Annotated in this window: 16 protein-coding genes; 1 reads left to right on the top strand and 15 read right to left on the bottom strand. The window is 67.8% G+C overall.

Features of this window, described 5'->3' with window-relative positions; translation table 11 throughout:
• Positions 1–76 precede the first annotated feature (76 nt).
• The gene (locus tag F3J14_RS00475; RefSeq protein WP_166721287.1) at positions 77–850 is read left to right on the top strand and encodes a TetR/AcrR family transcriptional regulator; all 774 of its coding nucleotides are present in this window, start codon (positions 77–79) and stop codon (positions 848–850) included.
• Between the two features lie 212 nt (positions 851–1,062).
• Here the strand turns inward: F3J14_RS00475 and F3J14_RS00470 are convergent, their stop codons facing one another.
• From F3J14_RS00470 to F3J14_RS00400, 15 genes are all read right to left on the bottom strand, one after another.
• Positions 1,063–3,093 (bottom strand): FUSC family protein, encoded by a 2,031-nt coding sequence (locus F3J14_RS00470; protein ID WP_166721286.1) that lies wholly within the window; start codon positions 3,091–3,093, stop codon positions 1,063–1,065.
• A gap of 14 nt (positions 3,094–3,107) precedes the next feature.
• Positions 3,108–3,707, bottom strand: a complete 600-nt coding sequence (locus F3J14_RS00465; protein ID WP_166721285.1) for an LUD domain-containing protein — start codon at positions 3,705–3,707, stop codon at positions 3,108–3,110.
• Positions 3,704–5,077, bottom strand: a complete 1,374-nt coding sequence (locus F3J14_RS00460) for a lactate utilization protein B (RefSeq protein ID WP_166721284.1) — start codon at positions 5,075–5,077, stop codon at positions 3,704–3,706. The genes F3J14_RS00465 and F3J14_RS00460 overlap by 4 nt, the downstream gene beginning before the upstream one ends.
• The gene (locus tag F3J14_RS00455) at positions 5,074–5,817 is read right to left on the bottom strand and encodes a (Fe-S)-binding protein (RefSeq protein WP_166721283.1); all 744 of its coding nucleotides are present in this window, start codon (positions 5,815–5,817) and stop codon (positions 5,074–5,076) included. Before F3J14_RS00455 ends, F3J14_RS00460 begins: the two co-directional genes overlap by 4 nt.
• A 39-nt stretch (positions 5,818–5,856) precedes the next feature.
• Positions 5,857–6,837: a cytochrome d ubiquinol oxidase subunit II gene (gene cydB / locus F3J14_RS00450; protein WP_166721282.1), complete on the bottom strand. Its 981-nt coding sequence runs from the start codon at positions 6,835–6,837 to the stop codon at positions 5,857–5,859.
• Between the two features lie 11 nt (positions 6,838–6,848).
• A complete protein-coding gene (locus tag F3J14_RS00445; RefSeq protein WP_166721281.1) occupies positions 6,849–8,264 on the bottom strand; it encodes a cytochrome ubiquinol oxidase subunit I in 1,416 nt (471 codons plus the stop codon).
• Between the two features lie 159 nt (positions 8,265–8,423).
• Entirely contained in the window at positions 8,424–10,118 is a 1,695-nt protein-coding gene (locus tag F3J14_RS00440) for an ATP-binding protein (RefSeq protein WP_166721280.1), read from the bottom strand.
• Positions 10,119–10,494: 376 nt separating this feature from the next.
• The gene (locus F3J14_RS00435; protein WP_166721279.1) at positions 10,495–11,256 is read right to left on the bottom strand and encodes a response regulator transcription factor; all 762 of its coding nucleotides are present in this window, start codon (positions 11,254–11,256) and stop codon (positions 10,495–10,497) included.
• A gap of 78 nt (positions 11,257–11,334) precedes the next feature.
• Positions 11,335–11,862, bottom strand: coding sequence for a TetR/AcrR family transcriptional regulator (locus F3J14_RS00430; protein ID WP_166721278.1), 528 nt, complete (start codon positions 11,860–11,862; stop codon positions 11,335–11,337).
• A gap of 199 nt (positions 11,863–12,061) precedes the next feature.
• A complete protein-coding gene (locus F3J14_RS00425) occupies positions 12,062–12,763 on the bottom strand; it encodes a PqiC family protein (RefSeq protein WP_166721277.1) in 702 nt (233 codons plus the stop codon).
• Complete coding sequence (locus F3J14_RS00420) at positions 12,760–14,355, bottom strand: MlaD family protein (protein ID WP_166721276.1); 1,596 nt, start codon at positions 14,353–14,355, stop codon at positions 12,760–12,762. The genes F3J14_RS00425 and F3J14_RS00420 overlap by 4 nt, the downstream gene beginning before the upstream one ends.
• 40 nt (positions 14,356–14,395) lie before the next feature.
• Positions 14,396–15,769, bottom strand: a complete 1,374-nt coding sequence (locus F3J14_RS00415) for a paraquat-inducible protein A (RefSeq protein WP_166721275.1) — start codon at positions 15,767–15,769, stop codon at positions 14,396–14,398.
• A 136-nt stretch (positions 15,770–15,905) separates the two neighbouring features.
• Complete coding sequence (locus F3J14_RS00410; RefSeq protein WP_166721274.1) at positions 15,906–17,372, bottom strand: efflux transporter outer membrane subunit; 1,467 nt, start codon at positions 17,370–17,372, stop codon at positions 15,906–15,908.
• The gene (locus F3J14_RS00405) at positions 17,369–20,533 is read right to left on the bottom strand and encodes an efflux RND transporter permease subunit (RefSeq protein WP_166721273.1); all 3,165 of its coding nucleotides are present in this window, start codon (positions 20,531–20,533) and stop codon (positions 17,369–17,371) included. Before F3J14_RS00405 ends, F3J14_RS00410 begins: the two co-directional genes overlap by 4 nt.
• Positions 20,530–21,663, bottom strand: a complete 1,134-nt coding sequence (locus F3J14_RS00400; RefSeq protein WP_166721325.1) for an efflux RND transporter periplasmic adaptor subunit — start codon at positions 21,661–21,663, stop codon at positions 20,530–20,532. Before F3J14_RS00400 ends, F3J14_RS00405 begins: the two co-directional genes overlap by 4 nt.
• Positions 21,664–22,028 lie beyond the last annotated feature (365 nt).

Raw genomic sequence — 22,028 nt, 5'->3', positions numbered from 1 at the left:
TAAAGTCATGAATGATAACTTTGTCAATGTAGACATTTGAATCTATACTTGGGCACGAACAAGGATCGGAAACGTCATGCCGAATACACCGAATCGCCGGACACCGAAGCGCTCCGCTCCGGAAGCCGCCAACGCGCCGGAAGCAGCCAATCCCGCGGTCGCGGTCGCCGAAGAGCGCGAGCCGCGCGGCGCGCGCCGCAAGCGCGAGACCCGTGCCCGCCTGCTGGACGCCGCGCTCAGGCTGATGGCGGAAAAGGGCATGGAAGGCGTCGCCATCAACGAAATCACCGAGGCCGCGGACGTCGGCTTCGGCTCGTTCTACAACCACTTCGAATCGAAGGAGGCGATCTACGCGACGCTCGTGGAATCGGTATTCGAGGAATTCGCGGATTCGCTCGATCGCGTGGCCAGCGGCTTGTCCGACCCGGCGGAAATCATTTCCGTGTCGGTGCGGCATACGCTGATGCGCGCGCGGCGCGAGCCGGTGTGGGGACACTTCCTGATACGCGAGGGTTTTTCGGCGCGCGTCCTGACGCTTGGCCTGGGCCAGCGCCTGCTGCGGGACATCGAGCGCGGCATCGCCGAAAAACGCTTCGTGGTCGCCGACCCGTTCATCGGCTTCCTTTCGGTAGGCGGTACGGTGCTGACCTCAATTGCGGCCGAGCTCAACTTCGTCGCGCCGGGCGCGCCGGCGGCCGATGTGCTGAAGGAGCTCGGCTTCAGCGGAGAGCATTTCCCGGAACGCACGGCGGCAACGCTGCTGCATACGCTGGGGCTCAAGCGCGCGGAAGCCGAGAAGATCGCAAGCCGGCCGCTGCCGGTCGTGGAAACGGCCGAGACGGCGCAGTGAAGCCGTGCCGTCGCTCGCTGCCAGGCCCGGGTGGGTCAATTGCGGATGAGCGGCGACACGGCAGCTTGGGCCGAGATGTGGCGGATGTTTGGCGAATCCCGGCCGGGTGGCCCTTTCTTACGCGTCGCTGAACGGCCGGTTGGCCGGTGATTGCGTCGATGCGGCGCCGGTCGCAACCGCGACCCGCTCGACGCGGATCAAGATCGATCCGATCACCACGTTCGTTTCGGTGGGTGATCGGTTCTGAACGGAATAAAACGACGCGCGCGCGAATCGCGAACGGTCACGGCGCGCGCGGTCGCATCGGCTGGCATCTCGACGCCCGATAGATCGACCGTGGCGAGCCGTTCGCGGCGCGCCTCGCTCATGCTCGCGGCGAGACATTCGAGCGGCGCGGCGCCGCCGACCGCATCGCGCAGCTGACGGACCAGCTCGCAAGCGTCGTCGATACGCGATCGCTTCGTGCCCGTTTCCAGGCGCATGGCCGCCGACAGCGCGTCGAGTTCGTCGGTCGCGCCGCACGCCCGCCGCCTCGCGGCAATCAGATCGTCTGCTTCGACGCCGCGCTTCGACACGAATGCACGGACGAGCTCGATGTATTCGGCCACCGCGGCGATCGCCCGGTTCGATACGGCGTCGAGCTTGCCCCGCTCCCACTCGGGCCATGCGAGCACGCTCACGCCGAGCGCAACGAGCGCGCCCGCGACGCTGTTCGCGACCCGTATGCCGGCGAGCAGCCAGGGCGATGCGACGGGCGCGCCGAGATACGCTACGAGAATGAAATGCGGCGTGAGGAACAGGATGTACGACACGTAGCTGACCGGCCGCGCGGAAAAGGTCCCGGTTGCGAGCGGGACGATCGCCAGCGCGAGAAGCGCCATGTTGTGAGACGCGAGCGCGACGCCCGATGCGACGATCGCGCCCAGGATCGTTCCGAATACCCGCAGGCCGGAAATTCTGACCGTGTGCGGCACGGTGGGCTGCACGACGAACAACGTGGTCAGCACGATCCAGTAACCTTGCTGAACGCCAAGCGCGCGGGCGAGTACGGCGGAGAGCATGGCCGCAACCGCCAGCCGCAGCGCATATCGCGCGATGCGTCCGCTTGCGCGAATTTCCGTCAGCGCCGCCCTCATTGCGAAGCCGATCGCCTGGAATAGGCGCGGCCGTTCGCGCGCGGCGGGCGGCGCCTGGTTTTGATCGCCGGCGCGGATATCGCCGATATCGGTGAATGCCGTCACGAGCGTCATGCACGATTGCAGCCATGCGCGCGCGTGGTCGTCGAGTGCGGAACCGTCCGCGCGCAGCGTCGCGCCGCGCATGTCGGCCGCCAGCCGGTTGCGCAGCCGTGCGAGCGCGGCCTCGCAGCCTGGCCGTTCGAGCACCGCATCGGCATGCGCATCGATCAATGCGACGAGCCGGTGCAGCAACGGAACGAGCAGGGTGGCCGCGGTGGTGCAGTCCGCGGGACGGTTGCACAGCAGGCTTTCGAGGCCCGCCAGCAACGCGATCGACCTTTCGCCGCCGAGTTGCCACACCGTGGCGGCCGTGCCGGCGCCCATCGGCTCGGCTCGGGCCGTGCGCGTCATCGCGTCGAGTCGCGTTCGCAACGCGGCGCGACTCGAGCCGCTTGCGCGCCGTGGATCCTGTGCGACCGGCACCAGCGCGCGCACGAACGAACTCGCCGCATACAGGTATGCGAAGGCCGCCCTGCGTGCGCGGGCTGTGTGGCTTTCCCGCCAGAATCCCACGAGACAGACGACCGCCCACAGGCTTCCGCCGGCAAAGCTCGCGGCATACTGGGCGGGCGCCGGCCATGGATGCGCGGGAAACGCGGCCGACACCGCGCATGCGGTGGCGAGCAGCAATCCGCGCGTGCCCATCACCGCGCCGCCGAGCCGTGCGAGGCCGCCGATGTAGACCGCGACGCCCGTCAGCGCGACGGCGAGCCACCCGACATCCGCGACGGTCGTCGCGCACGCGGACGCGAGCGCACCGATCGCACCGAACCACAACCCCGCACCGGTGCGCGTGCGGATCGATTCGGACGGATCGTCTGCAAGACACGTCCAGAACGCGGCGATCGCGGCCCAGCACAGCAACGGCGCGTGCAGCGTGGCGGCGAGCAGCGCGGGCGCCGCGCAGATCAGCCCGGCCTTGAGCGCTGCCGAGAGCGGCAGGTGGTGCCGCCCGTCGCGCAATGCGCGGGCGATCGTGTCGCGGATGCGCTTGATGGCGCTCATCGCATGCTCCTGCGTTATCGCGTGGTAACTGGCCTCGGCACCGGGATGATGGTGAGCGACCGAATGCCTTGCGCGCCGCGAACCAGTACGCCCTCGATGTCGGCGGTCGCCGACGGTCCGCTCATCAGCACCGCATAGTTGGCCGCGAAGAACTCGCTGCGGTGATACGCGTGATGCAGGTTGCCGACGATGTCCGCGGGGTCGAGCAGCGCGACCAGGTGCTGCGACAGGTAACCGAGCGCGTTGACGTTGTATTGCGTCTCGCTGAGCCATATCGAGCCTGTCTCCGAGACGGCGAACGCGGGGCGCACGATCCCGACGTCGACATCGTTCAGCTCACGCGGATCGTCGATCGCCGCGAGGTCGCGGTTGCCGTCGAATTCGGGGGGCGCGGAGCAGAACACGGATGCGCCGGGAAACCGGGAGCGAATGAATGCGTCGAGCGACGTGCGCTCCGGCAACGCGCACCACGTGCCGCCGAGCCGCGCGAGCGACGTGCGAAACGTGTCGACGGCGGGCGGCAGATTCGTGTCGAACATCGGCACCTGCGGCAGCGGCCGGCGGGTGGGGCGCACTTCGCGCAAACGGGAAAGCATCAGGTCTCGGCTGCTCATTTCTTGTTCCTCTTCAGATACCAGTCACGGAAAGTCTGCTCGGGCGCGTCGGGCACTTCGCGTTGCTTGCCCCACACATTGAGCGGGTTGTAGAGCACGGCGCGCGGCAGCACCGATACCGCGGTGCCCGCCGTCTTGACGGCCGCGCGGTACAGCGCGGGCCGCGACAGCACCTGGCCGGCGACTTTCATCGCCTCCTGCTTGACGAACGGCAACTCGTGCTGTTCGGCCACGATCTGCCGCCACTTGTAGATTTGCTCGTGGATGTTGATCCTCACCGGGCACACGCTGGTGCAACTGCCGTTCATCGTGGACGCGAACGGCAGCGAGCTGTACTTGCGCAGGTTGAAGGTCGGGTTGATGATCGCGCCGATCGGCCCCGAGTACACGCCGCCATAGCTGAGGCCGCTGCTGCGACGATAGACCGGGCACGTGTTCATGCACGCGCCGCAGCGGATGCACTTCAGCGAGTACCAGAAATCGTCCATGCCGAGTCGCTCCGAGCGGCCGTTGTCGACCAGCACGAAATGCATCTCGCCGCCTTTTTTCGGCCCGCGGAAGTGCGATGTGTACTGCGTGATCGGCGAGCCGATCGCGTTGCGCGACAGCATGCGTATGAACACGCCGAGATGTTCGAGCTTCGGAATCAGTTTCTCGATGCCGATCGACGCGATGTGCAGCGGCGGCACGTTGGCGCTCAGGTCCGCGTTGCCTTCGTTCGTGCACACGGTGATGCCGCCCGTTTCCGCGACCGCGAAGTTGCATCCGGTCATGCCTGCGTCGGCGTTCAGGATCAGCGGGCGCGTGGCGTTGCGCTGCGCTTCGGCCAGTTTGGGAATGCTGCTTTCGTTCGGGTCGGTGCCGATCTTCTCGGAGAAGATTTTGGCGACGTCAGTCGCGAGCTTGTGCACGGCCGGCACGACGATGTGCGAGGGCAGCTCGTCGTCGAGCTGCTGGATCTGCTCGCCGAGATCGGTCTCGACGACCGTGATGCCGCGCTCTTCCAGATACGGGCGCATCTCGCATTCCTCGGTCAGCATCGACTTGCTCTTGACGAGCAGCTTCGCGTTGCGCCGGTCCAGGATCTCGTACACGATCCGGTTGTGTTCCTCGGCGTCTTTCGCCCAGTGGACGACGACGCCGTTGGCCGTCGCGTTGCGCTCGAATTCCTCGAGATACTCGGGCAGATGCGTGAGCGTGTGCTCCTTGATCTCCGACGCGAGGGTACGCAGCTCCTCCCATTCGGGGATGCCGTGCACTTCGGCGTCGCGCGACGTGCGCAACTCCCACAAGCGCTTGTCGTGGAACTGGATGTGTTTCTCGTCCGCGATGAATTTCTCGGACGCTCCGACGTGGTCTACGCGTTTCATGCTCGTGCTCCATTCAGAATCTGCGCGATATGGATGAATTTCAGGCCGAGCTCGAGGCGGTCCGAGCAGCCTTTCTGGTGCATCAGGCACGACGAATCGGCTGATACGATGTACTCGGCGCCGTTGCGCTGATGGTCGCGAACCTTGTCCGCGCCCATGCGCGCCGACACAGGCGCCTCCGATACGCAGAAGGTGCCGCCGAAGCCGCAGCATTCGTCGGGGCGGTCGGGCTGGATGAATTCGATGCCTTTCACGCCCTGGAGCAGCGCCAGCGGCTTCGAGAAGAACGGCTCGTCGATCTCCGACATCTTCGCGGTACGCAGCGCGCGCAGCGTGCCGCAACTGTTGTGCAGCCCGACCTTGTGCGGGAACTCGGCCCACGGGAATTCGCGCACGCGCAGCACGTCGTGGAGAAATTCAACGAGCTCGTACGTGTTCTTGCGCACGGCGACTGCGTCGCGCGTCTGGTCGGCGGCCGTGAGGTGGTCGCGCACGTGGTGCACGCAGCTGCCGCTCGGCGCGACGATGTAGTCGTAGCCGGTGAAGTTCTTCACGAACAGGTTCTGTGTCGCCGCGGCCTGTTTTTCGCAACCGCTGTTGCCCATCGGCTGGCCGCAGCAGGTCTGGTCGAGCGGATAGTCGACATCGCAGCCCAGGCGCTCGAGCAACTGCAGCGTGGCAATGCCGACCTCGGGGTAGAACGCGTCGATGAAACACGGAATGAAAAGGGCGACTTTCATGGGATTCCTCGGTTGAATGGAATGCTGGAAGCGAATGCGTCAGTGGTACGCGTGCACGCTGGACGCCTTGCCGCGAAACACCGAATACGCGACGTACGTGTAGAACACGATGAACGGCAAGATGAACAGCCCGGCTCCCCAGAACATGAACGTCTGGCTCGAGCGCGGCGCGGCAGCCGCGTCGAGCGTGACGTCGAACGGCACGATGAACGGCAGATACGACGCGGCGAGCATCAGCACCATCGCGATGCATCCGGCGGCGGCGAACAGATAGGCCGCCGCACCCTCGCGTCGCGCCGCGGAGGGCACGTAAAGGAATGTCAGGCACGCGGCGACCGGCAGCGCGAACAGCAGCGGATGCAGGAGCCAGCGCGTTTCGACGGCAGTTTCGGTCAACAGGGTCGACGCGAGAATCGACAGGACGAACAGCGCGGTGATCGGCGCGAGCCGGTTGATCGCGTCGCGACCGATGTGCTGCAATGCGTCGCGTCCCTTCAATACCAGCCACCCCGAGCCGAGCAGCACATAGCCGAGCGCGAGGCTCGCGCCGCACCACAGCGCGAACGGCGAGCACCATTCGAACCCGTTGCCCGTGTAGCGCAGGTGATCGACCGGCAACCCCTGTGCGTAGGTGCCCACGCACACGCCCTGCATGACGCTTGCGAGCAGCGAGCCGGCGAACAGCAGGACGTCCCAGATTCGGCGCGAGCGGACCGCCTTGTGGCGGAACTCGATCGCGACGCCGCGCATGATCAGGCCGGCCAGCATCATGCCGAGCGGCGCGTACAGCGCCGGCAGCACGATCGAATACACCGACGGGAATGCGCCGAACAGGATCGTGCCGGCAATGACGAGCCACGTGCCGTTGCCGTCCCACACCGGCGCGATCGACGCGATCATCTCGTCGCGCGCATCGCCTGCAAAGGCCGTCAGCATGCCGACGCCGAGATCGAACCCGTCGAGCATCAGGTAAGCGACGAGCGCGAACGCAAGCTCGACGAACCAGAACCAGTTCATCATCGAAGTTCTCCTTATCGAATCTTGTGGACGGTCGGCGTCGGTGCGCGCTCCGGCCGCGCCGCGAGTGCATACGTCCGCTGAATGACATGGCCGTTCCAGACCGTCAGCACGTTGCCGTCAGCGAGGCCGCGCTGCACGATTCGCACGATGTAGTACACGCCGAAGCAGAAAATGAACGCGTAGATGGCGACGAACAGCGCGAGCGTCGCGGCGGCGAAGTGCGCGGTGAGCCCGGGCGTGAGCGCGTCGGCGGTGCGCAGCACGCCCCACACGGTCCAGGGCTGCCGCCCGACTTCGGCCGTGAACCAGCCGGCCAGGATCGCGATGAAGCCGAGCGGGAAGCTGAGCGCGAGCGGCCAGAGCAGCCAGCGTCGTTGCTCCAGCCTGCCGCGCCGGGCAACGGCGGTGCCTGCCCACGCAAGCGCCAGCATGACGAGCCCGCACCCGGCCATCACGCGGAACGCGAAGAACGGAATCAGCACGGGCGGCCGGTCGGCGGCGGCGAAATCGGTCAGCCCGACTTCACGCGAGTCGACGGTGCCTGACGCAACGAGGCTGCCGAGAACCGGCACTTTCCATTCGAGGCGATTGCGCTCATGCGCGGCATCGGGAATCGCGAAGATCACTTCGGCGGCCGGCTGCTCGTCGGTCCATCGTCCTTCGACCGCGGCGAATTTGGCCGGCTGATCGTCGTGCAGGTAGTCGCCGGTGAGGTGGCCGAACACGATCTGCAGCGGGACGAGTACGGCGGCGAGGGTGACGGACATCCGTACCATGACCGTGGCCTCGATCCGGTAACGATCCTTCAGCAGATACGCGGCGCCGACGGCAGCCACGCAAAATGCGGTCGTCAGATAGGCGCCCAGCAGCATGTGCGGGAAGCGGACCCATACGACGTGGTTGAAGATGATCGCCGCCCAGTCGGTCGGCACGAATACGCCGTTTTGTACGACGTATCCGACCGGATGCTGCATCCACGAGTTGTTGACGAGAATCCAGAACGCCGACATCGTCGTGCCGGCGGCGACGAGGATGCACGACGTCAGATAGAACCACGGCCGCACCCGGGCGCGGCCGAACATCATCACGCCGAAAAACGTGGCCTCGAGCGCGAACGCGGTAAACGATTCGTAAGTGAGCAGCGGCCCCTGGATCGGGCCGCTCGCGCGGGACAGCTCGCTCCAGTTCGTGCCGAACTGGAACGCCATCACGATGCCCGAGACCACGCCCATGCCGAACGCGACGCCGAAAATCTTCAGCCAGAACTCGAACACGCGGCGGTACACGCGATTGCCGGTCGCAACGGACATGGCCTCGAGCACCGCGAGCCACGCCGCGAGCCCGATGGTGAACGACGGGAAGATGATGTGAAACGAGACTGTGGCCGCGAACTGGATTCGGGACAGCAGGAGTGCCGTTGCTTCCATGCGTACGCTCCATTGCGAGATTGCGTTGCAATGGAGTGTCGGCGTTCGGCATTTCTCGTGCGTTGCAGATTGCGGCTGCCGTGTTACATCTGAAATCGAACCTGCCGTCGACGGCGACGGCGCGTCATGCGCGTCATGCGCGGCCGGCCCGGCGGTCGGTCAGCGCAGCACGGCGGCGAGCGCGCGCGCGAGATCGTGCGTCTTCAGCGGTTTGCGCAGCACCATCCTGACGCCGAGCGCGTCGGCCTCTCGTTCGAGCGCCGGTGTGCTGAAACCGCTGCACAGGATGACCGGAAGGTCGTTGCGCCGCCGCGCGATGCGCGCCGCGAGCTGCAAGCCTGTCAGATGCGGCATCGTATGGTCGGTCACGACGACGTCGAAGCGGGCCGGATCAGCATCCAATGCAGTCCAGGCGGCCTCGCTCGATGAAAATCCGACCGGTTCGTAGCCGAGATCGGCCAGCACCTCTTCCCCGAGCCGGACGAGCGCGTCCTCGTCGTCGACCAGCAGGACCACCTGCCCGCCGCCGTGAGGCACCGGGATCGTCTCGGCTAGCCGGGCCGGGCGCGCGTCCGCGGCGGGCAGATAAACGTCGAAACGCGCACCTTCGCCGGGCGTGGAGTGGACGTCGACGGCCCCGCCGTGTTCGCGGACGATGCCGTCGACGAGCGACAGGCCGAGACCGATCCCCTCGCCGGCGGCGCGCGTCGTGAAGAACGGATTGAAGATTCGCTCGAGGATCTCGGCCGGAATGCCGTTGCCGCCGTCCGCAACCGAGAGACGCACGAAACGGCCGGCGCTCACCGCGCCGTGCGACAGCGAGCGCGGCGTCTCGATGCAGACCAGGTCGAGTTCGACGCGCAGCGTGCCGCCTGAAGGCATGGCATGGATCGCGTTGCTGCACAGGTTCATCACGACCTGATGCAGATGCGTGGCGTCGCCCAGAATGCACATATCGTGCGCCGGTACGCGCACCTCGAGTGCGACCTGCGCCGGCAGCGTCTCGCGCACGAGCTCGATCGCCTCGTCGACCACCGCGCCGACATCGACGGGCACCCTGGCCGTCCGGCCGCTGCGGCTGAACGTCAGGATGCGCTCGACCAGCAGCCGCGCGCGTTCGCCGGCCCTCAGCACCTGTTCGATGTAGCGGTGTGCCGGTGCGTCGGGCGCAACGCTGGCGAGCGCCCGATCGCCGAAGCCGAGAATCGCGGCAAGGATATTGTTGAAGTCGTGCGCAACACCGCCGGCAAAGGTGCCGAGCGCTTCGAGCTTCTGCGACTGCCGCAACTGGCGCTCGAGGCCATGTCGCGCCTCTTCGTCGGCCCGGCGCTGCGTGATGTCCTCGACCGTCGCGATGATCAGGTCTTCCGCGTCCGTGTCGGCCGGCTGATGAGCGGAAAACACGCGCGCCACGCTCATGTCGGTCCACACGACGCGGCCGTCCCGGTGCACGTAACGCTTTTGAAACCTGACGCGATCCTGGCCGCGCACCAGCTGATCGATATGATTTTGCGTGAGTGCCCGATCGTCGGGATGCGTGATGTCCGATGCGCGCCGCTCAGCCAGCTCGCGGTCGCTGTAGCCGACCATCTGCTGAAAGGCGGGGTTGGCCATCAGGTAGCGGTCGTGAGCGCGCAGCACCAGGATCCCGACGGGGGCGTTCTCGAATACGGTGCGCCAGCGCTGCTCGCTTGCGCGCATCGCCCGGCTCGCGTGTTCCAGCCGGCGCATGTACGCGGTTAGCACATACATCAGCAGAATCACGCCCACGAAGATGGCGCCGACGCGAAACGTCGTGTCGTGAACGAACGCGGCGAGTACGAGCAGGAGGGCGAGGCAGCCGGCCAGCATCATGGCCCGGTGGCGCCTGGCTCGCCAGCGCGTACGGTGATAGGGCGACGTGTGTGGCATGGGCGTTCAGTCCTGCATCGACGGCGGGTTTCGTCTGTCACGCGCGGCGCCGCTGCGTGAAACGGCGCAGCAAGCGGGCGCGGCTGGAATCGGGCGGGTGCGCCGTGGCGTCGGCAGCCCAATTTTGTCCCTTTCGGAGCACGCTGTGCACGCACTGCGCGAGGTCGATGCGTTGCTCGGGGCCGACTGCACGTTACGCAAGCCGGTCGCGGCAGCCGAGCGCGTCGGCCTCGTCGTCCGGTTCGTCACACCGGCTTGCGGCTGCAACCGGCGCCGGCGCGGGGAAGGACAGGCCCCTCGGGGTGCGCGGCCGGTCCGCTCACTCGGCGCTCGCGCTCGTCCATCCCGCCGCCGCGCTCAGTCGGGTAACCGGCGCGTCCATCACGTAACCGGCGCCGCGCACGGTACGGATGAAAACCGGATGCGACGGATCGGGTTCGATCTTGCGGCGCAGGCGCAGGATCTGGACGTCGATCGAGCGGTCGTACACGTCGTCGTACAGCCGGCTGGACTCGAGCAACTGGTCGCGGGACAGCACGCGCCCGGGTGCGGCGAGAAACGCATTGAGCAGACAGAATTCGCCTTTGGTGAGTTCGACCGGGGCGCCGTCCGGATCCGTCAGCCGCCGGGTGCCGACGTTCAACTCCCAGCCGCCGAATCGATACGCGCGGGCGTCGTTGTTGCGCCCGGTCGCGGGGGCCGTCGCGCCGGCCCGCCGGAGCAATGCGCGGATGCGCGCGAGCAGCTCGCGGTTGCTGAATGGCTTGGTCAGGTAGTCGTCGGCGCCGAGCTCGAGCGCCATCACGCGGTCGGCTTCGTCCCGCTTGCCGGACACGATGATGATCGGCAGGTTCGAGCGCGCGCGCAGCTCGCGGGCGATCTGCACGCCGTCTTCCCCCGGCATGCGCAGGTCGAGAATCACGAGATCGATCGCAAACGTATCCAGCGCGCCCGCCATTTCCTGGCCGGAAGCGGCAACCGTCACGCGGATGTCGTTGTCGGACAGATAGCCGGACAACAGTTCGCGGATCGCCGGATCGTCGTCGACTACCAGCACGTGAGGAAGATTGGCGTCCGTCATTGTGCGGATACTCGTCGGGGAACGGCTGAAATTATAGCCGGGGGCGACGGTTCGAACGGGCGCTCGCGTGGTTGCTTGCTACGCTGGATCGTCGCGCCGGGCATCCCGCGCGCTGACGCTCAGCAGCGCGACGCCGAGCGCGGCTGCCCAGCCGGTCGCGGACGGCATCCGATCGGCGGCGCCCGCCGCGCCGCTGGCCGGCTCCGCTAGCGCAGCCGGTTCGGTGTGCAGGCAGTCGACGATGTGCCGAAACGCGGCATCGCGCAGCGCGTACAGATGAACCTCGACCCACAGCGGGAAACATTCCCAGCCGGCGGCAATCTCCGCGTAGTCGGCTGCGCTGCAGGCGCCGCCGCTCTCCGGCGCCGCCAGCCGAACTTTCGTGATCATTCGATCGTGGTCGCGGCGAAGGATCTCGATCAACAGCTCGCGCTTGTGTTCGAAGTGTGCATAGAACGCGCCGCGCGTGTACCCGGCGCCCTCGGCGATATGTTCGACGCTCGTATCGGCAAAGCCTTTCGCGATGAATAGCGCGCGAGCGGTGGCGATGAGCCGTTCGCGGGTGTCGAGCCTGCGTTGCTCGCGCGTGAGTCGGGCGGGTTTCATCCTGGGTTGTCCATGCAGGTGGAAATGATCGAAGCGGCGCCACACCGCACCGCGCGAAACGCTGGATCGACGCGGGAACGGCGCAGCGCCGATTCGTTTTTCGTCGGGATGATTTCGTCTAACGATGTCGCTTGATCGTGCAGGGCGCCGGCGCGAGGCCGGTCGCCCAACCTGACCGGGCGCGATTTCGCGGCCCGATTCAATCGTCGAGCGGATCCGGCGCGCCGCGCTCGGCGACGGGGGGCGCGATCCGTCGGTCGAGTGTTCCCGCGCGGCATCCGGCGGGCGGCGGCGCGTGCGTGGCCGCCGCGCGAATGCCCGCGGCGATGCCGAGCGCGAGCGTGTCGAGCGCATGGCGATGCGCGTCGACGAGCGCGTCGTAGCCCGCCGATGCACCGGCCCGAACGATGCTGCGGCACGTCAGTGCCGGCTGTCCGGAGCCGGCGTCCACGGTCCACGTCGCATCGAGCAGCACGTGAGACGCCGGCCACGATTCGACACGCTGGACGTCCACGGCGACCCGATAGACCGGCGTGCCATCCGGATGGGCGACGCGGTGAACGTCGATCGTGTTCAGCCGGGACGTGACGCGCGTCGACAGTCCGCCGCGCATCTCGTCGCCGAGCGGCGAAACCCAGCGCTCCTGTTCCAGAATGTCGACCCGTTCGGGGCCGCGCTGCACCGCGAGCCGGTTGCCGTCCGCTGGCGCCGCGACGTGCACGCTCTGCATGTCGATCAGCCATGCGGGACGCGAGGCGCCGGTTTCGCCGCCCGCGCCATCCGCCATTCCGAGCGTATGGAACCGTACGGGCGGCGACGCACAGGCGCTGAGCACGGCCAGTGCGACGCACGTTGCGATGCGGATCGGCATCCGGATCGTGCGAAACGAATGCAGCATCATTTCGGTTCTCCTTTCTTGCCGAAGAGCAGCGCTTCCGGATGCCGCTCGAGATAGTCGGCCAGCGTATTGAGCGACTGGAGCGTATGCGTGAGCGATTGCATCGCGTCATGAACGTCCGATTGCATCGGCGAATCCTGTCGCAGCGTCGCCTGCGCGGCGTCGAACGTGCGTTGCGCCGCCGCCAGCGTGTCGCGCGCCTGCGGCACGACCTGCTCGTCGAGGTGGCCGAACAGCTGATTCGCATGCTCGAGCGCACCGTTCAGACTGTTGCCGATCTGGTCGAACGGAACCTTGTCGAGCTTCCGTGCGATGTCGGCGAGCTGAACCTGCAGTTCGTCGAGCGTGTTCGGAACGGTCGGCAGCTCGACCGGCGTGCGGCGCACGTCCACGCTCGCGCGCGGCGCCTTCGGGAACATGTCGAGCGCCACGTACAACTGGCCCGTGAGCAGGCTGCCGGTGCGCAGTTGCCCGCGCAGCCCCTGCAGCACCAGGTGCTCGAGGAGTTCGTGGCCGCCGGCCGTATCGGGGGCCGGTAGCGCGGTGTCGCTGTGCCGGCTCAGTCTCGACGGATACAGCGCCATCGTGACCTTCATGCTGAACGTGCGCGAGTGCTCGTTGTACTCGATCCCGATGTTCGTGACCTGACCGAGCGCGATGCCGCGCAAATCGACCGGCGCGCCGACGGACAGTCCGCGCAGCGACTGGTCGAAGCGCATGACGACCATCAGCGGCGTGCCGTCGGGGTCGCGCATCGCCTCGGCTTCGTCCGGCGCGAGCCGGAACGACGCGTTGTCGGCCGCCGGCGGTGCATCGGCTTGCTCGGGCGGCGACTGAAACGCGAGGCCGCCGACGACCACCGTCGCGAGCGACTGCGTGTTCAGCTTCAGGCCGTTCGAATCGAGCCGCAGATCCACGCCGCTTGCATGCCACCAGCGCGTGTTGGTGCCGACGTATTTGTCGTATGGCGCCTTCACGAACGCCTGCACGTCGACGCCCGTGCCATCCTTGTCGAGCGAGAAGCCGACCACCTGGCCGACCTGCAGGTGCCGGTAGAACACCGGCGAGCCGATGTCGATCGAGCCGAGCGAATCGCCGTGCAGCAGGTAGCGGCGCCCCTGCTGGTCCGCGGTGACGGCGGGCGGCGTCTCGAGGCCGGTGAAGTCGGTCTGCTCATGCGGCGAGCGGCCGAGGTCCGCGCCGATGTACGCGCCGGAGAGCAGCGTGCCGAGCCCGGAGATGCCGGTGGCGCCGACACGCGGCCGAACGACCCAGAATCGCGTATCGCGGTTCGCGAACCGCGCGGCTTCCTTGGTGAGCTGGATGCGCACGATCACGCGCTTGAAGTCGGGCGTGAGCGTGATGGCCTGCACCGAGCCGATATCGACGTCCTTGTAACGGACCTTGGTCTTTCCGGCTTCGAGGCCTTCTGCGTTCGCGAACGTGACGGTGATCGTCGGGCCGGTCGCGGCAATGTTGCGGTACACGAGCGACAGCCCGATCAGCGCGCACACGAGCGGAACGATCCAGACGAGGGACGGGATCCAGCGGCTGCGCGGCCGGATCTCGGGTTCAGGCAAATCGAGGGGAAGCATCGTATGAATAGTCGTAGAGTTGCGACGGGCTTGCGCTCGTTCAGGATCGAGGGCTGGCGGCGGAGCGGTGCGCGCCGTCCCAGATGAGTCGCGGATCGAACTGCATCGACGCGCACATGGTGAGTACGACCACGGCACCGAACGCCAGCGCGCCGGGGCCGGGCGTGATCTCGGCGAACGAACCGAAATGCACGAGCGCGATCGTCAGCGCGACGACGAACACGTCGAGCATCGACCAGCGGCCCACGCGCTCCACCAGTCGATGGAGCCGCGCGCGTTCCAGCGGGCGCCGTGGCGTGCCGCGATGCGCGGCGATGGCCTGCAACGCGAGAATCGCGAGCTTGAGCATCGGCACGAGCACGCTCGCGACGAACACGACGACGGCGAGCGGCCAGTCGCCGGACGTCCAGAAGTACGCGACGCCGGCGAGAATGGTGTCGTCCTCGGCGCGGCCGAGCGAGGTCGCGTGCATGATGGGCAGCAGGTTCGCCGGAATGTAGAGAAGCGCGGCCGCGATCACGAGCGCGCCCGTGCGGGCGGTGCTGTGCGGGCGGCGTTCGTGCAGCGTCGAACCGCAGCGCGTGCAGCGCGCGTCGGCGACCTCGGTATGCGGTTGCTGCACGCGTCCGCAGGTATGACATGCGACCAGCCCCGCGGCACGGGCCGTGACGCTTGCCGGGCGGTGGTGCCCCGTCGCGCTGGTCGCGTTCATGGCGTCCGCTGTGTCGGGCGCCACCGGTGCAGCGCGTCGCGGCGTGTGCCGCCGGCGCGACTCCGCGGCGGGCGTACCGCCGTCGCGCAGCGCGATGATTTCGTCGCGCGCTTCCCACAGGCCGCCCGGGTCGAACGACGCGAGAACGCCGAGCATCACGGTGAGGGCGCCGAACGCAAACAGCGCGGGGCCCGGTATCACGTGCGCGACGCTCGTCATCTTGACGATCGTGACCAGGATGCCGAGCAGGAACACTTCGACCATGCTCCACGGACGCAGCCGTTGCATGTTGCGCAGGACCGGCTCGAAGCAGGGCGGTACGCGGCCCGCGCGCAACGGCACGAGCACGTACAGCCATGCGGCGAGTTCCAGCAGCGGGAACAACATCGTCGTGCCGAACACGATCGCCGCCACGACCGGTTGCCCGTGCAAGCGCAACGCGGCCACCGCGTCGGCCAGCGTCGCGTGTGATGCGATGCCGGCTGCATCGAGCGCGACGATGGGAAAGGCCTGCGCGATGAACAACGTGAACAGCGCGGCGAGCGCGATCGCGCACCGCCGGTCCAGCGCCGGACGGCCGTGCGCGCTGCCGCCCACGCGGGCACGGCACCTCGGGCAGTGCGCAGCCAGCGCGCGCAGGCGCGGCGGCCGCCAAAACAGCAGGTCGCATTCGTGGCAGGCGACCAGGTTTTCGGGTTTCATCGGGAATCGATCATGCGGAGTAAAGGAGTGCTCGGCGCCGCGGTACTCGCGGTGCGTCGGGCGTCCGGCGCCGGGCGTCGGGCGCCGAGGTCCGGGCCGGCGGCACGCGCGGCCGACCCGTCGACGCAAGCAGCCGTTATTGCCGGGCCGCGACTGCCGTGCGGGCGTCGGGCGGCAACTCGCCCATTGCCTGCAGCAGCGCCGCCGTATCGGTCATTCGCCGGCTCGCGGCACGGACCGCGTCGAGCTCCGCGGTCAGATATTGCCGCTCGCTCGCCTGCTGCGCGGACACCGGAACGGCGCCCAGCGTGCGACGCTGCGCCGTTTCGTCGAAGGCCGCGCCTGCCGCCCGCGCCGCGATTTCGTTCGCGGCGAGCGTCTGCGCGTCGTTGTCGAGTGCGGCGAGCGAATCCGCGACGTCACCGAACGCGGACAGCACCGCCGACTTGTACTGAAGCACCGCCGCGTCGTACGAATCGAACGCCGCACGCCGGTGGGCCAGCAGCGCGCCGCCATGGAAGAGCGGCTGCGACAGGCCTGCGCCGACCGCCCACAGCCCGCCCGCCCCCGACAACAGCGCCGGCCAGCTGAAGCCGCCGCGTCCCAACGTCGCCGTGAGCGACAAACTCGGGAACAACTGCGCGGTCGCTTCGCCCGCATCGGCCGCGGCGGCTTTTACCGCGGCTTCGGCCGCGCGGATGTCGGGGCGCGCCTTCAGCAGGTCGGACGGTACGACGACCGGCACGTGCTCCGGCAGCGACAGGCTGTCGAATGTGGGGATCGGCGGCACGGCGTCGGGCGTGCGGCCGAGCAGGATCGCGAGCGCGTGAACGGTTGTCGCGCGCTGCTGACGTAGCGCCGGCAGCGTCGCGGCGAGCGATGCCGCATTCTGCGTCGACGCCAGCGCCTGCGCATGCGAGATCGCGCCGAGCGCGTAGCGCTGCGCATCGTCGTGCGCGGACGATGCCGCGATGGTGACGAGCCGCTCGGTCAGCAGGATCTGCCGGTCGAGCGCCGCAGCGGAGATGGCGGTGCCGACGATGTTGGCTGCCAGCGCGCGCCGCGCCGCTTCGAGCTCGCAAGCGCGCACGTCGACGCGCGCGGCGCTCGCCGCATTCGCGTAGCGCGTGGCGCCGAACAGATCGAACGTGTAATGCGCCTGCAACTGACCGACGAACACGTTGTAGCGCAGGGTCTGCGCGCCCGTGCCAGAGATGTCCGGCGTGCGGGTGCGGGCCACCTGCGCATTCGCGTCGAGCGACGGCAGCGTCGATGCGCCGACCTGCGCGCGCAGTTCCTGCTGCGCGGCGGCGAGCGTCTTTTCGGTCGCGGCAAGCGTCGGATTCGCGCTCAGCCCTTCGTCGACCAGCGCGTCGAGCGCGCCGGAGCGATAGAGCCGCCACCACTGCGGAACCGGCGCGGCGCCGACGTCGAATTGCTGCGCGACGCCCGCGGCTTCGGCGGTCCGCGTCTGCTGCGGCGTCTCGCCGTAGTGAGCCGGCGACGGCATCGCGGGCGGCGTGCTGCTCGGGGCCATCGCGCAGCCGGACAGGCCGAGCGCCGCGGTCGCGGCGAGCGCCGCGGTCATACGGGTAAGTTTCATTGACATGTCTCCGGGGACGCGACGGCCGTGGCGGTCGACTCGCGTTCGTCGCCTCGCACCTTGAAGCACGTCGCATAAAGGGCGGGCAGGAAGAAGATGGTCAGTCCCGTCGCGATCGTGATGCCGCCCATCAGCGCCGTTGCCATCGGGCCGAAGAAGCCCGAGCGCAGCAGCGGGATCAGGGCAAGCACGGCGGCGGCGGCGGTCAGCATGATCGGCCGGAAGCGCCGCACCGTCGCGCTGACGATCGCCGTGAAGCGCGGCTGTCCGGCTGCGATGTCCTGGTCGATCTGATCGACCAGGATCACGGAGTTGCGCATGATGATCCCGAACATCGCGATCACGCCGAGCAGCGCGACGAAGCCGAACGGCTTGCCGAACAGCAGCAGCGCGGCGACCACGCCGATCAGGCCGAGCGGCGCGGTCAGCACGACGATGAAGGTGCGCGAGAAGCGCTTGAGCTGAATCATCAGCAGCGTCAGCACCGCGATGATCATCAGCGGCATCTGTGCGTTGATGGACGTCTGGCCCTTCATGCTTTCCTCCGCCGCGCCGCCGATGTCGATCCGGTAGCCGGTGGGGAGCGTCGCGCGCAGCGTCGCCAGCGCACCGTCGATGTCGCGCGTGACGCCGATGCTCGCTGCGTCGCCGCGCACGTCGGCCTGCACGGTGATCGTCGGCTGGCGGTCGCGTTCCCAGATCACGCCGTATTCGAGCGTGTCGCGCACGTGGCCGATCGCGCCGAGCGGCACCGGGCCGTGCGGCGTCGGAATCGCGATGCCGGCGAGCTTCGACGGGTCGACGCGCTCGCTCTTCGGCGCCCGCAGGTCGACGTTGATCAGCTTGTCGCGCTCGCGATATTGCGTGACCGTGTAGCCCGACAGCGTCATCGCGAGGAAGCTCGACACGTCTTCCGACGTCACGCCGAGCTGGCGCGCCTTGAGCTGATCGATTTCGAACGACACCGAGCGCTCGGCCGGCTCGTCCCAGTCGAACTGCACGTTGCGCGTGCGCGGGTCGGCGCGCACCTTGTCCGCCACCTTCTCGGCGATGGCGCGCGCGGTCGCGATGTCGTCGCCGCTCACGCGGAACTTGATCGGGAAGCCGACCGGCGGCCCGTTTTCAAGCCGCGCCACACGCGTGCGCACGGTCGGGAAACGGGTTGCGAGCGTCGACTCGAGCCAGTGCGACAGCCGGTCGCGCGCGTCGACGTCCTTCGCCGTGATGACGAACTGTGCGAAGTTCGGCTGCTGAAGCTGTTGATCGAGCGGCAGATAGAAGCGCGGCGCACCGGTGCCGACGAAGTCGACGACGTGATCGATTTCGGGGCGGCCTTCGAGCGTCTTCTCGAGCCTCGTGGCCTCGCGCAGCGTCGCGTCGAACGACGCGCCTTCCGGCAAGCGCAAGTCGACCAGCAGTTCGGGGCGCTCCGAGTTCGGGAAGAACTGCTGCGGCACGCGCGTGAAGGCGGCCATGGCGATCGCGAACAGCACCGCGGTCACGCCGAGCACGACCCAGCGGCGTTCGATGCAGGCCGAGATCCAGCCGGACAGGCGCCGGTAGAAGCCCGTGTCGTACACGTCCTGCCCATGCGCATGCCCGTCGTGATGCTTGAGCTCGGGCAGCATGTGGTAGCCGAGCAGCGGCACCAGCACGACGGCGGCAAACCACGACACGATCAGTGAAATGGCCGACACCTCGAAGATCGAGCGCGTGTATTCGCCGGTGCTCGACTTCGCGAGCGCGATCGGCAGGAAGCCCGATACCGTCACGAGCGTTCCCGTGAGCATCGGGAACGCCGTGCTCGTGTAGGCGAACGCCGCTGCACGCGTTCGCGTCCAGCCTTGCTCGAGCTTCACCGCCATCATTTCGACGGCGATGATCGCGTCGTCCACCAGCAGCCCGAGCGCGAGCACCAGCGTGCCCAGCGACACCTTGTCGAGCCCGATGCCGAACACATGCATGCACAGCGCGGTCACGGCCAGTACGATCGGAATCGTGATGACGACCACCATCCCGGTGCGCAAGCCCAGCGACACGAGGCTGACCACGAGCACGATGGCGACGGCTTCGCCCACCGCCTCGACGAAGTCGTCCACCGAGTGCTTGACCGCGTGCGGCATGCTCGACACCGCGCTCAGCTTCACGCCGGCCGGCAGGCCTGCCTGGAGTTCGGCGGTCCTGGCGTCGAGCGCCTTGCCGAGATCGATCACGTCGCCGCCCTTTTGCATCGTCACGCCGATGCCGAGCACGGCGTGGCCGTTCGTCCGCATCTGCGTGACGGGCGGATCGTCGTAGCCGCGGGTGATCTTTGCGACGTCGCCGAGCCGGAACGTGCGGTTGTTCACGGTGATCGGCATGTCCGCGAGCGCCTGCATGTCCTTGAACGCGCCGGTGGGACGCACGAACACGCGATCGTCCGCCGTCGTGATCGTGCCGACCGGCGCGACGGCATTCTGCGCGTCGATTGCCTGCGCGAGCTGTTGCGGCGTGATCGCGAGCCGGGTCAGCTGCGCGTTCGAGATCTCGACGAACACGTGCTGATCGGGGTCGCCGAAGTAGTCGACCTTGGCGACGCCGGGCACGCGCAGCAGCGCCGCGCGCAGCTTGTCCGCGTAATCGTGCAGTTGCGCCGGCGAGTAGCCGTCGCCTTCGAGCGCATAAATGTTCGTATAGACGTCGCCGAATTCGTCGTTGAAGAACGGGCCGACCGTGCCCTTCGGCAGCGTGGCGCGGATGTCGCCGACCTTCTTGCGCACCTGATACCAGGTTTCCGGCACCTGATTGACGGGCGCCGAATCCTTCATCGCGAAGAAGATCATCGACTCGCCGGGGCGAGAGTAGCTCTTGATGTTGTCGACGTACGGCGCGGCCTGAAGCTGGCGGCCGATCCGGTCGGTGACCTGCTCCTGGACTTCGCGGGCGGTGGCGCCCGGCCAGTAGGTCTGGATCACCATCGTGCGGAACGTGAACGGCGGATCCTCGGATTGCGCGAGGCGCGTATAGCCGATCACGCCGAAGATCGTCGCAAGGCCGATCAGGAAGATCACCAGTTGCTGATGCTTGAGCGCCCATGAGGACAGATTGAAGCGACGGTCGTCGGCCGGGCCGGCGTCGGTTCGCGCGTCGTCCGGCAGATGCTGATGTTCGGGGGCGTTCATGACGGGAAGTCCTCCGGATGCAGCGGCGGCACGACGCGCACGCGTTCGCCGGCGGTGACGGTATGGACACCTTGCATCACGACGCGCTCGTCGCTCGCGAGCCCCGACGTGATGGACACCGTGCGTTCGTCGTAGCGTCCGATCGACACCGTGCGCAGTTCCAGCGTGTCGCTGCCTTTACGGACGACCCACACCGCCGGCGCTTCGCCGCGGTGAAAGAGGGCGGTGGCCGGCAGCGTGATCGTATGGTCCGCGGCGGCGTCGGTGCTGCCGTCGAACGCGACGTTGGCCGTCATCCCGGAGCGCACGTCCGGGCTCGGCGCGATCAGCGTCAGTTTTACCCGCCACGTGCGGCTTTGCGGATCCGCGGCGGCCGCGACCTCGCGCACGCGCGCATCGAACACTTTGCCCGGCAGCGCCGTCAGGCTGACGCGCGCGCCCCGGCCGATCGCGAGATCGCGCAGGTCGCGCTCCGAGGCGTCGCACACGATGTCGAGCTCGCCGCTCCAGTCCAGATGAAACACCGCCTGCCCCGCCTCGACGTTCTGCCCGGTATCGGCATCCTCGGACGTCACGACGCCGTCGTGATCCGCGACGAGCGTCGCGTAGCGCAGGTGATCTCCGGCGAGCGCCATCTGCGCGAGGGCGGCATCGCGCTGCGCGACCGCCGACGTATAGGCATCCTGCGTTGTCTCGAGCTGCGCGGGGGCGATCAGCGCCGCCTGTGCCTGCGCGCGGTCGCGCTCCAGCTGCTGCTTCGCGTAGACGACCCGATGCTCGGCGGCGTCGAGCTGCGCGCGGGCATTGAGCAGCGTGTTGTGCAGATCGGCAGGATCCAGGGCCGCGAGCGTTTGTCCGGCCTTCACGGTGTCGCCGATGCGCACGCGCCGCTCGACGATCTTGCCGCCGACCCGGAACGATAGCGCCGTCGAATAGCGCGCCTGGACCTGCGCCGGCAGCACGCGCTGCGATGCGCCACTGTCTGCGTGAGCCGGCAGCGCGACCACCGACTGCAGTTCGGGTGCGGGGGCCTCATGCGAATGACAAGCCGTCAGAAGAATTGCACAGCATGCGAGCGCGATCGGCGCCCGCTGAACCGGCGGCGCGATGCGTGTCAGGAGCCGGCGCATCGAAGTGCGCGCATCAAGACTTGGTGATTTCACGATGTTTCCAAGACGAATGAAGGGCCAACTAAAAAAATCCGGCGACCTCGGCGGGCCGGCCGACTGGGGCGGGGCGCGATCCGGCTTCGCTGCCGACGGCGCATCCACGTGTTAAATCAGTACTCCGATGTTTGCGTGGCAGCGTCCGATGCCGGCACGCTAGATCACGCAGCCTGCGCCCGCCGCACGGAGCGGCGGGGCTGGCTACCGCACGGGCATCGAATGCCCGTGCTGGCGGTTACCGCACGTCGAGGACCCTTCCCGGCAGACACGCTCGGCGCAGCGATTTCCGAGATTAGACTCATAACTGATAACATTGTCAAGTATGAGCC

The sequence above is a fragment of the Burkholderia sp. Tr-862 genome, assembly GCF_011753085.1.
Taxonomy (GTDB): Bacteria; Pseudomonadota; Gammaproteobacteria; order Burkholderiales; family Burkholderiaceae; genus Burkholderia; species Burkholderia ambifaria.
The sequence above is the reverse complement of the archived record's forward strand: the minus strand, read 5'-3'. Positions and strand labels throughout refer to the sequence as shown.

Coding starts and splice junctions, on each gene's coding strand:
- F3J14_RS00475 (WP_166721287.1), top strand. CDS start 77: ATGCCGAATACACCGAATCGCCGGACACCGAAGCGCTCCGCTCCGGAA.
- F3J14_RS00470 (WP_166721286.1), bottom strand. CDS start 3,093: ATGAGCGCCATCAAGCGCATCCGCGACACGATCGCCCGCGCATTGCGC.
- F3J14_RS00465 (WP_166721285.1), bottom strand. CDS start 3,707: ATGAGCAGCCGAGACCTGATGCTTTCCCGTTTGCGCGAAGTGCGCCCC.
- F3J14_RS00460 (WP_166721284.1), bottom strand. CDS start 5,077: ATGAAACGCGTAGACCACGTCGGAGCGTCCGAGAAATTCATCGCGGAC.
- F3J14_RS00455 (WP_166721283.1), bottom strand. CDS start 5,817: ATGAAAGTCGCCCTTTTCATTCCGTGTTTCATCGACGCGTTCTACCCC.
- cydB (WP_166721282.1), bottom strand. CDS start 6,837: ATGATGAACTGGTTCTGGTTCGTCGAGCTTGCGTTCGCGCTCGTCGCT.
- F3J14_RS00445 (WP_166721281.1), bottom strand. CDS start 8,264: ATGGAAGCAACGGCACTCCTGCTGTCCCGAATCCAGTTCGCGGCCACA.
- F3J14_RS00440 (WP_166721280.1), bottom strand. CDS start 10,118: ATGATGCTGGCCGGCTGCCTCGCCCTCCTGCTCGTACTCGCCGCGTTC.
- F3J14_RS00435 (WP_166721279.1), bottom strand. CDS start 11,256: ATGACGGACGCCAATCTTCCTCACGTGCTGGTAGTCGACGACGATCCG.
- F3J14_RS00430 (WP_166721278.1), bottom strand. CDS start 11,862: ATGAAACCCGCCCGACTCACGCGCGAGCAACGCAGGCTCGACACCCGC.
- F3J14_RS00425 (WP_166721277.1), bottom strand. CDS start 12,763: ATGATGCTGCATTCGTTTCGCACGATCCGGATGCCGATCCGCATCGCA.
- F3J14_RS00420 (WP_166721276.1), bottom strand. CDS start 14,355: ATGCTTCCCCTCGATTTGCCTGAACCCGAGATCCGGCCGCGCAGCCGC.
- F3J14_RS00415 (WP_166721275.1), bottom strand. CDS start 15,769: ATGAAACCCGAAAACCTGGTCGCCTGCCACGAATGCGACCTGCTGTTT.
- F3J14_RS00410 (WP_166721274.1), bottom strand. CDS start 17,372: ATGAAACTTACCCGTATGACCGCGGCGCTCGCCGCGACCGCGGCGCTC.
- F3J14_RS00405 (WP_166721273.1), bottom strand. CDS start 20,533: ATGAACGCCCCCGAACATCAGCATCTGCCGGACGACGCGCGAACCGAC.
- F3J14_RS00400 (WP_166721325.1), bottom strand. CDS start 21,663: ATGCGCCGGCTCCTGACACGCATCGCGCCGCCGGTTCAGCGGGCGCCG.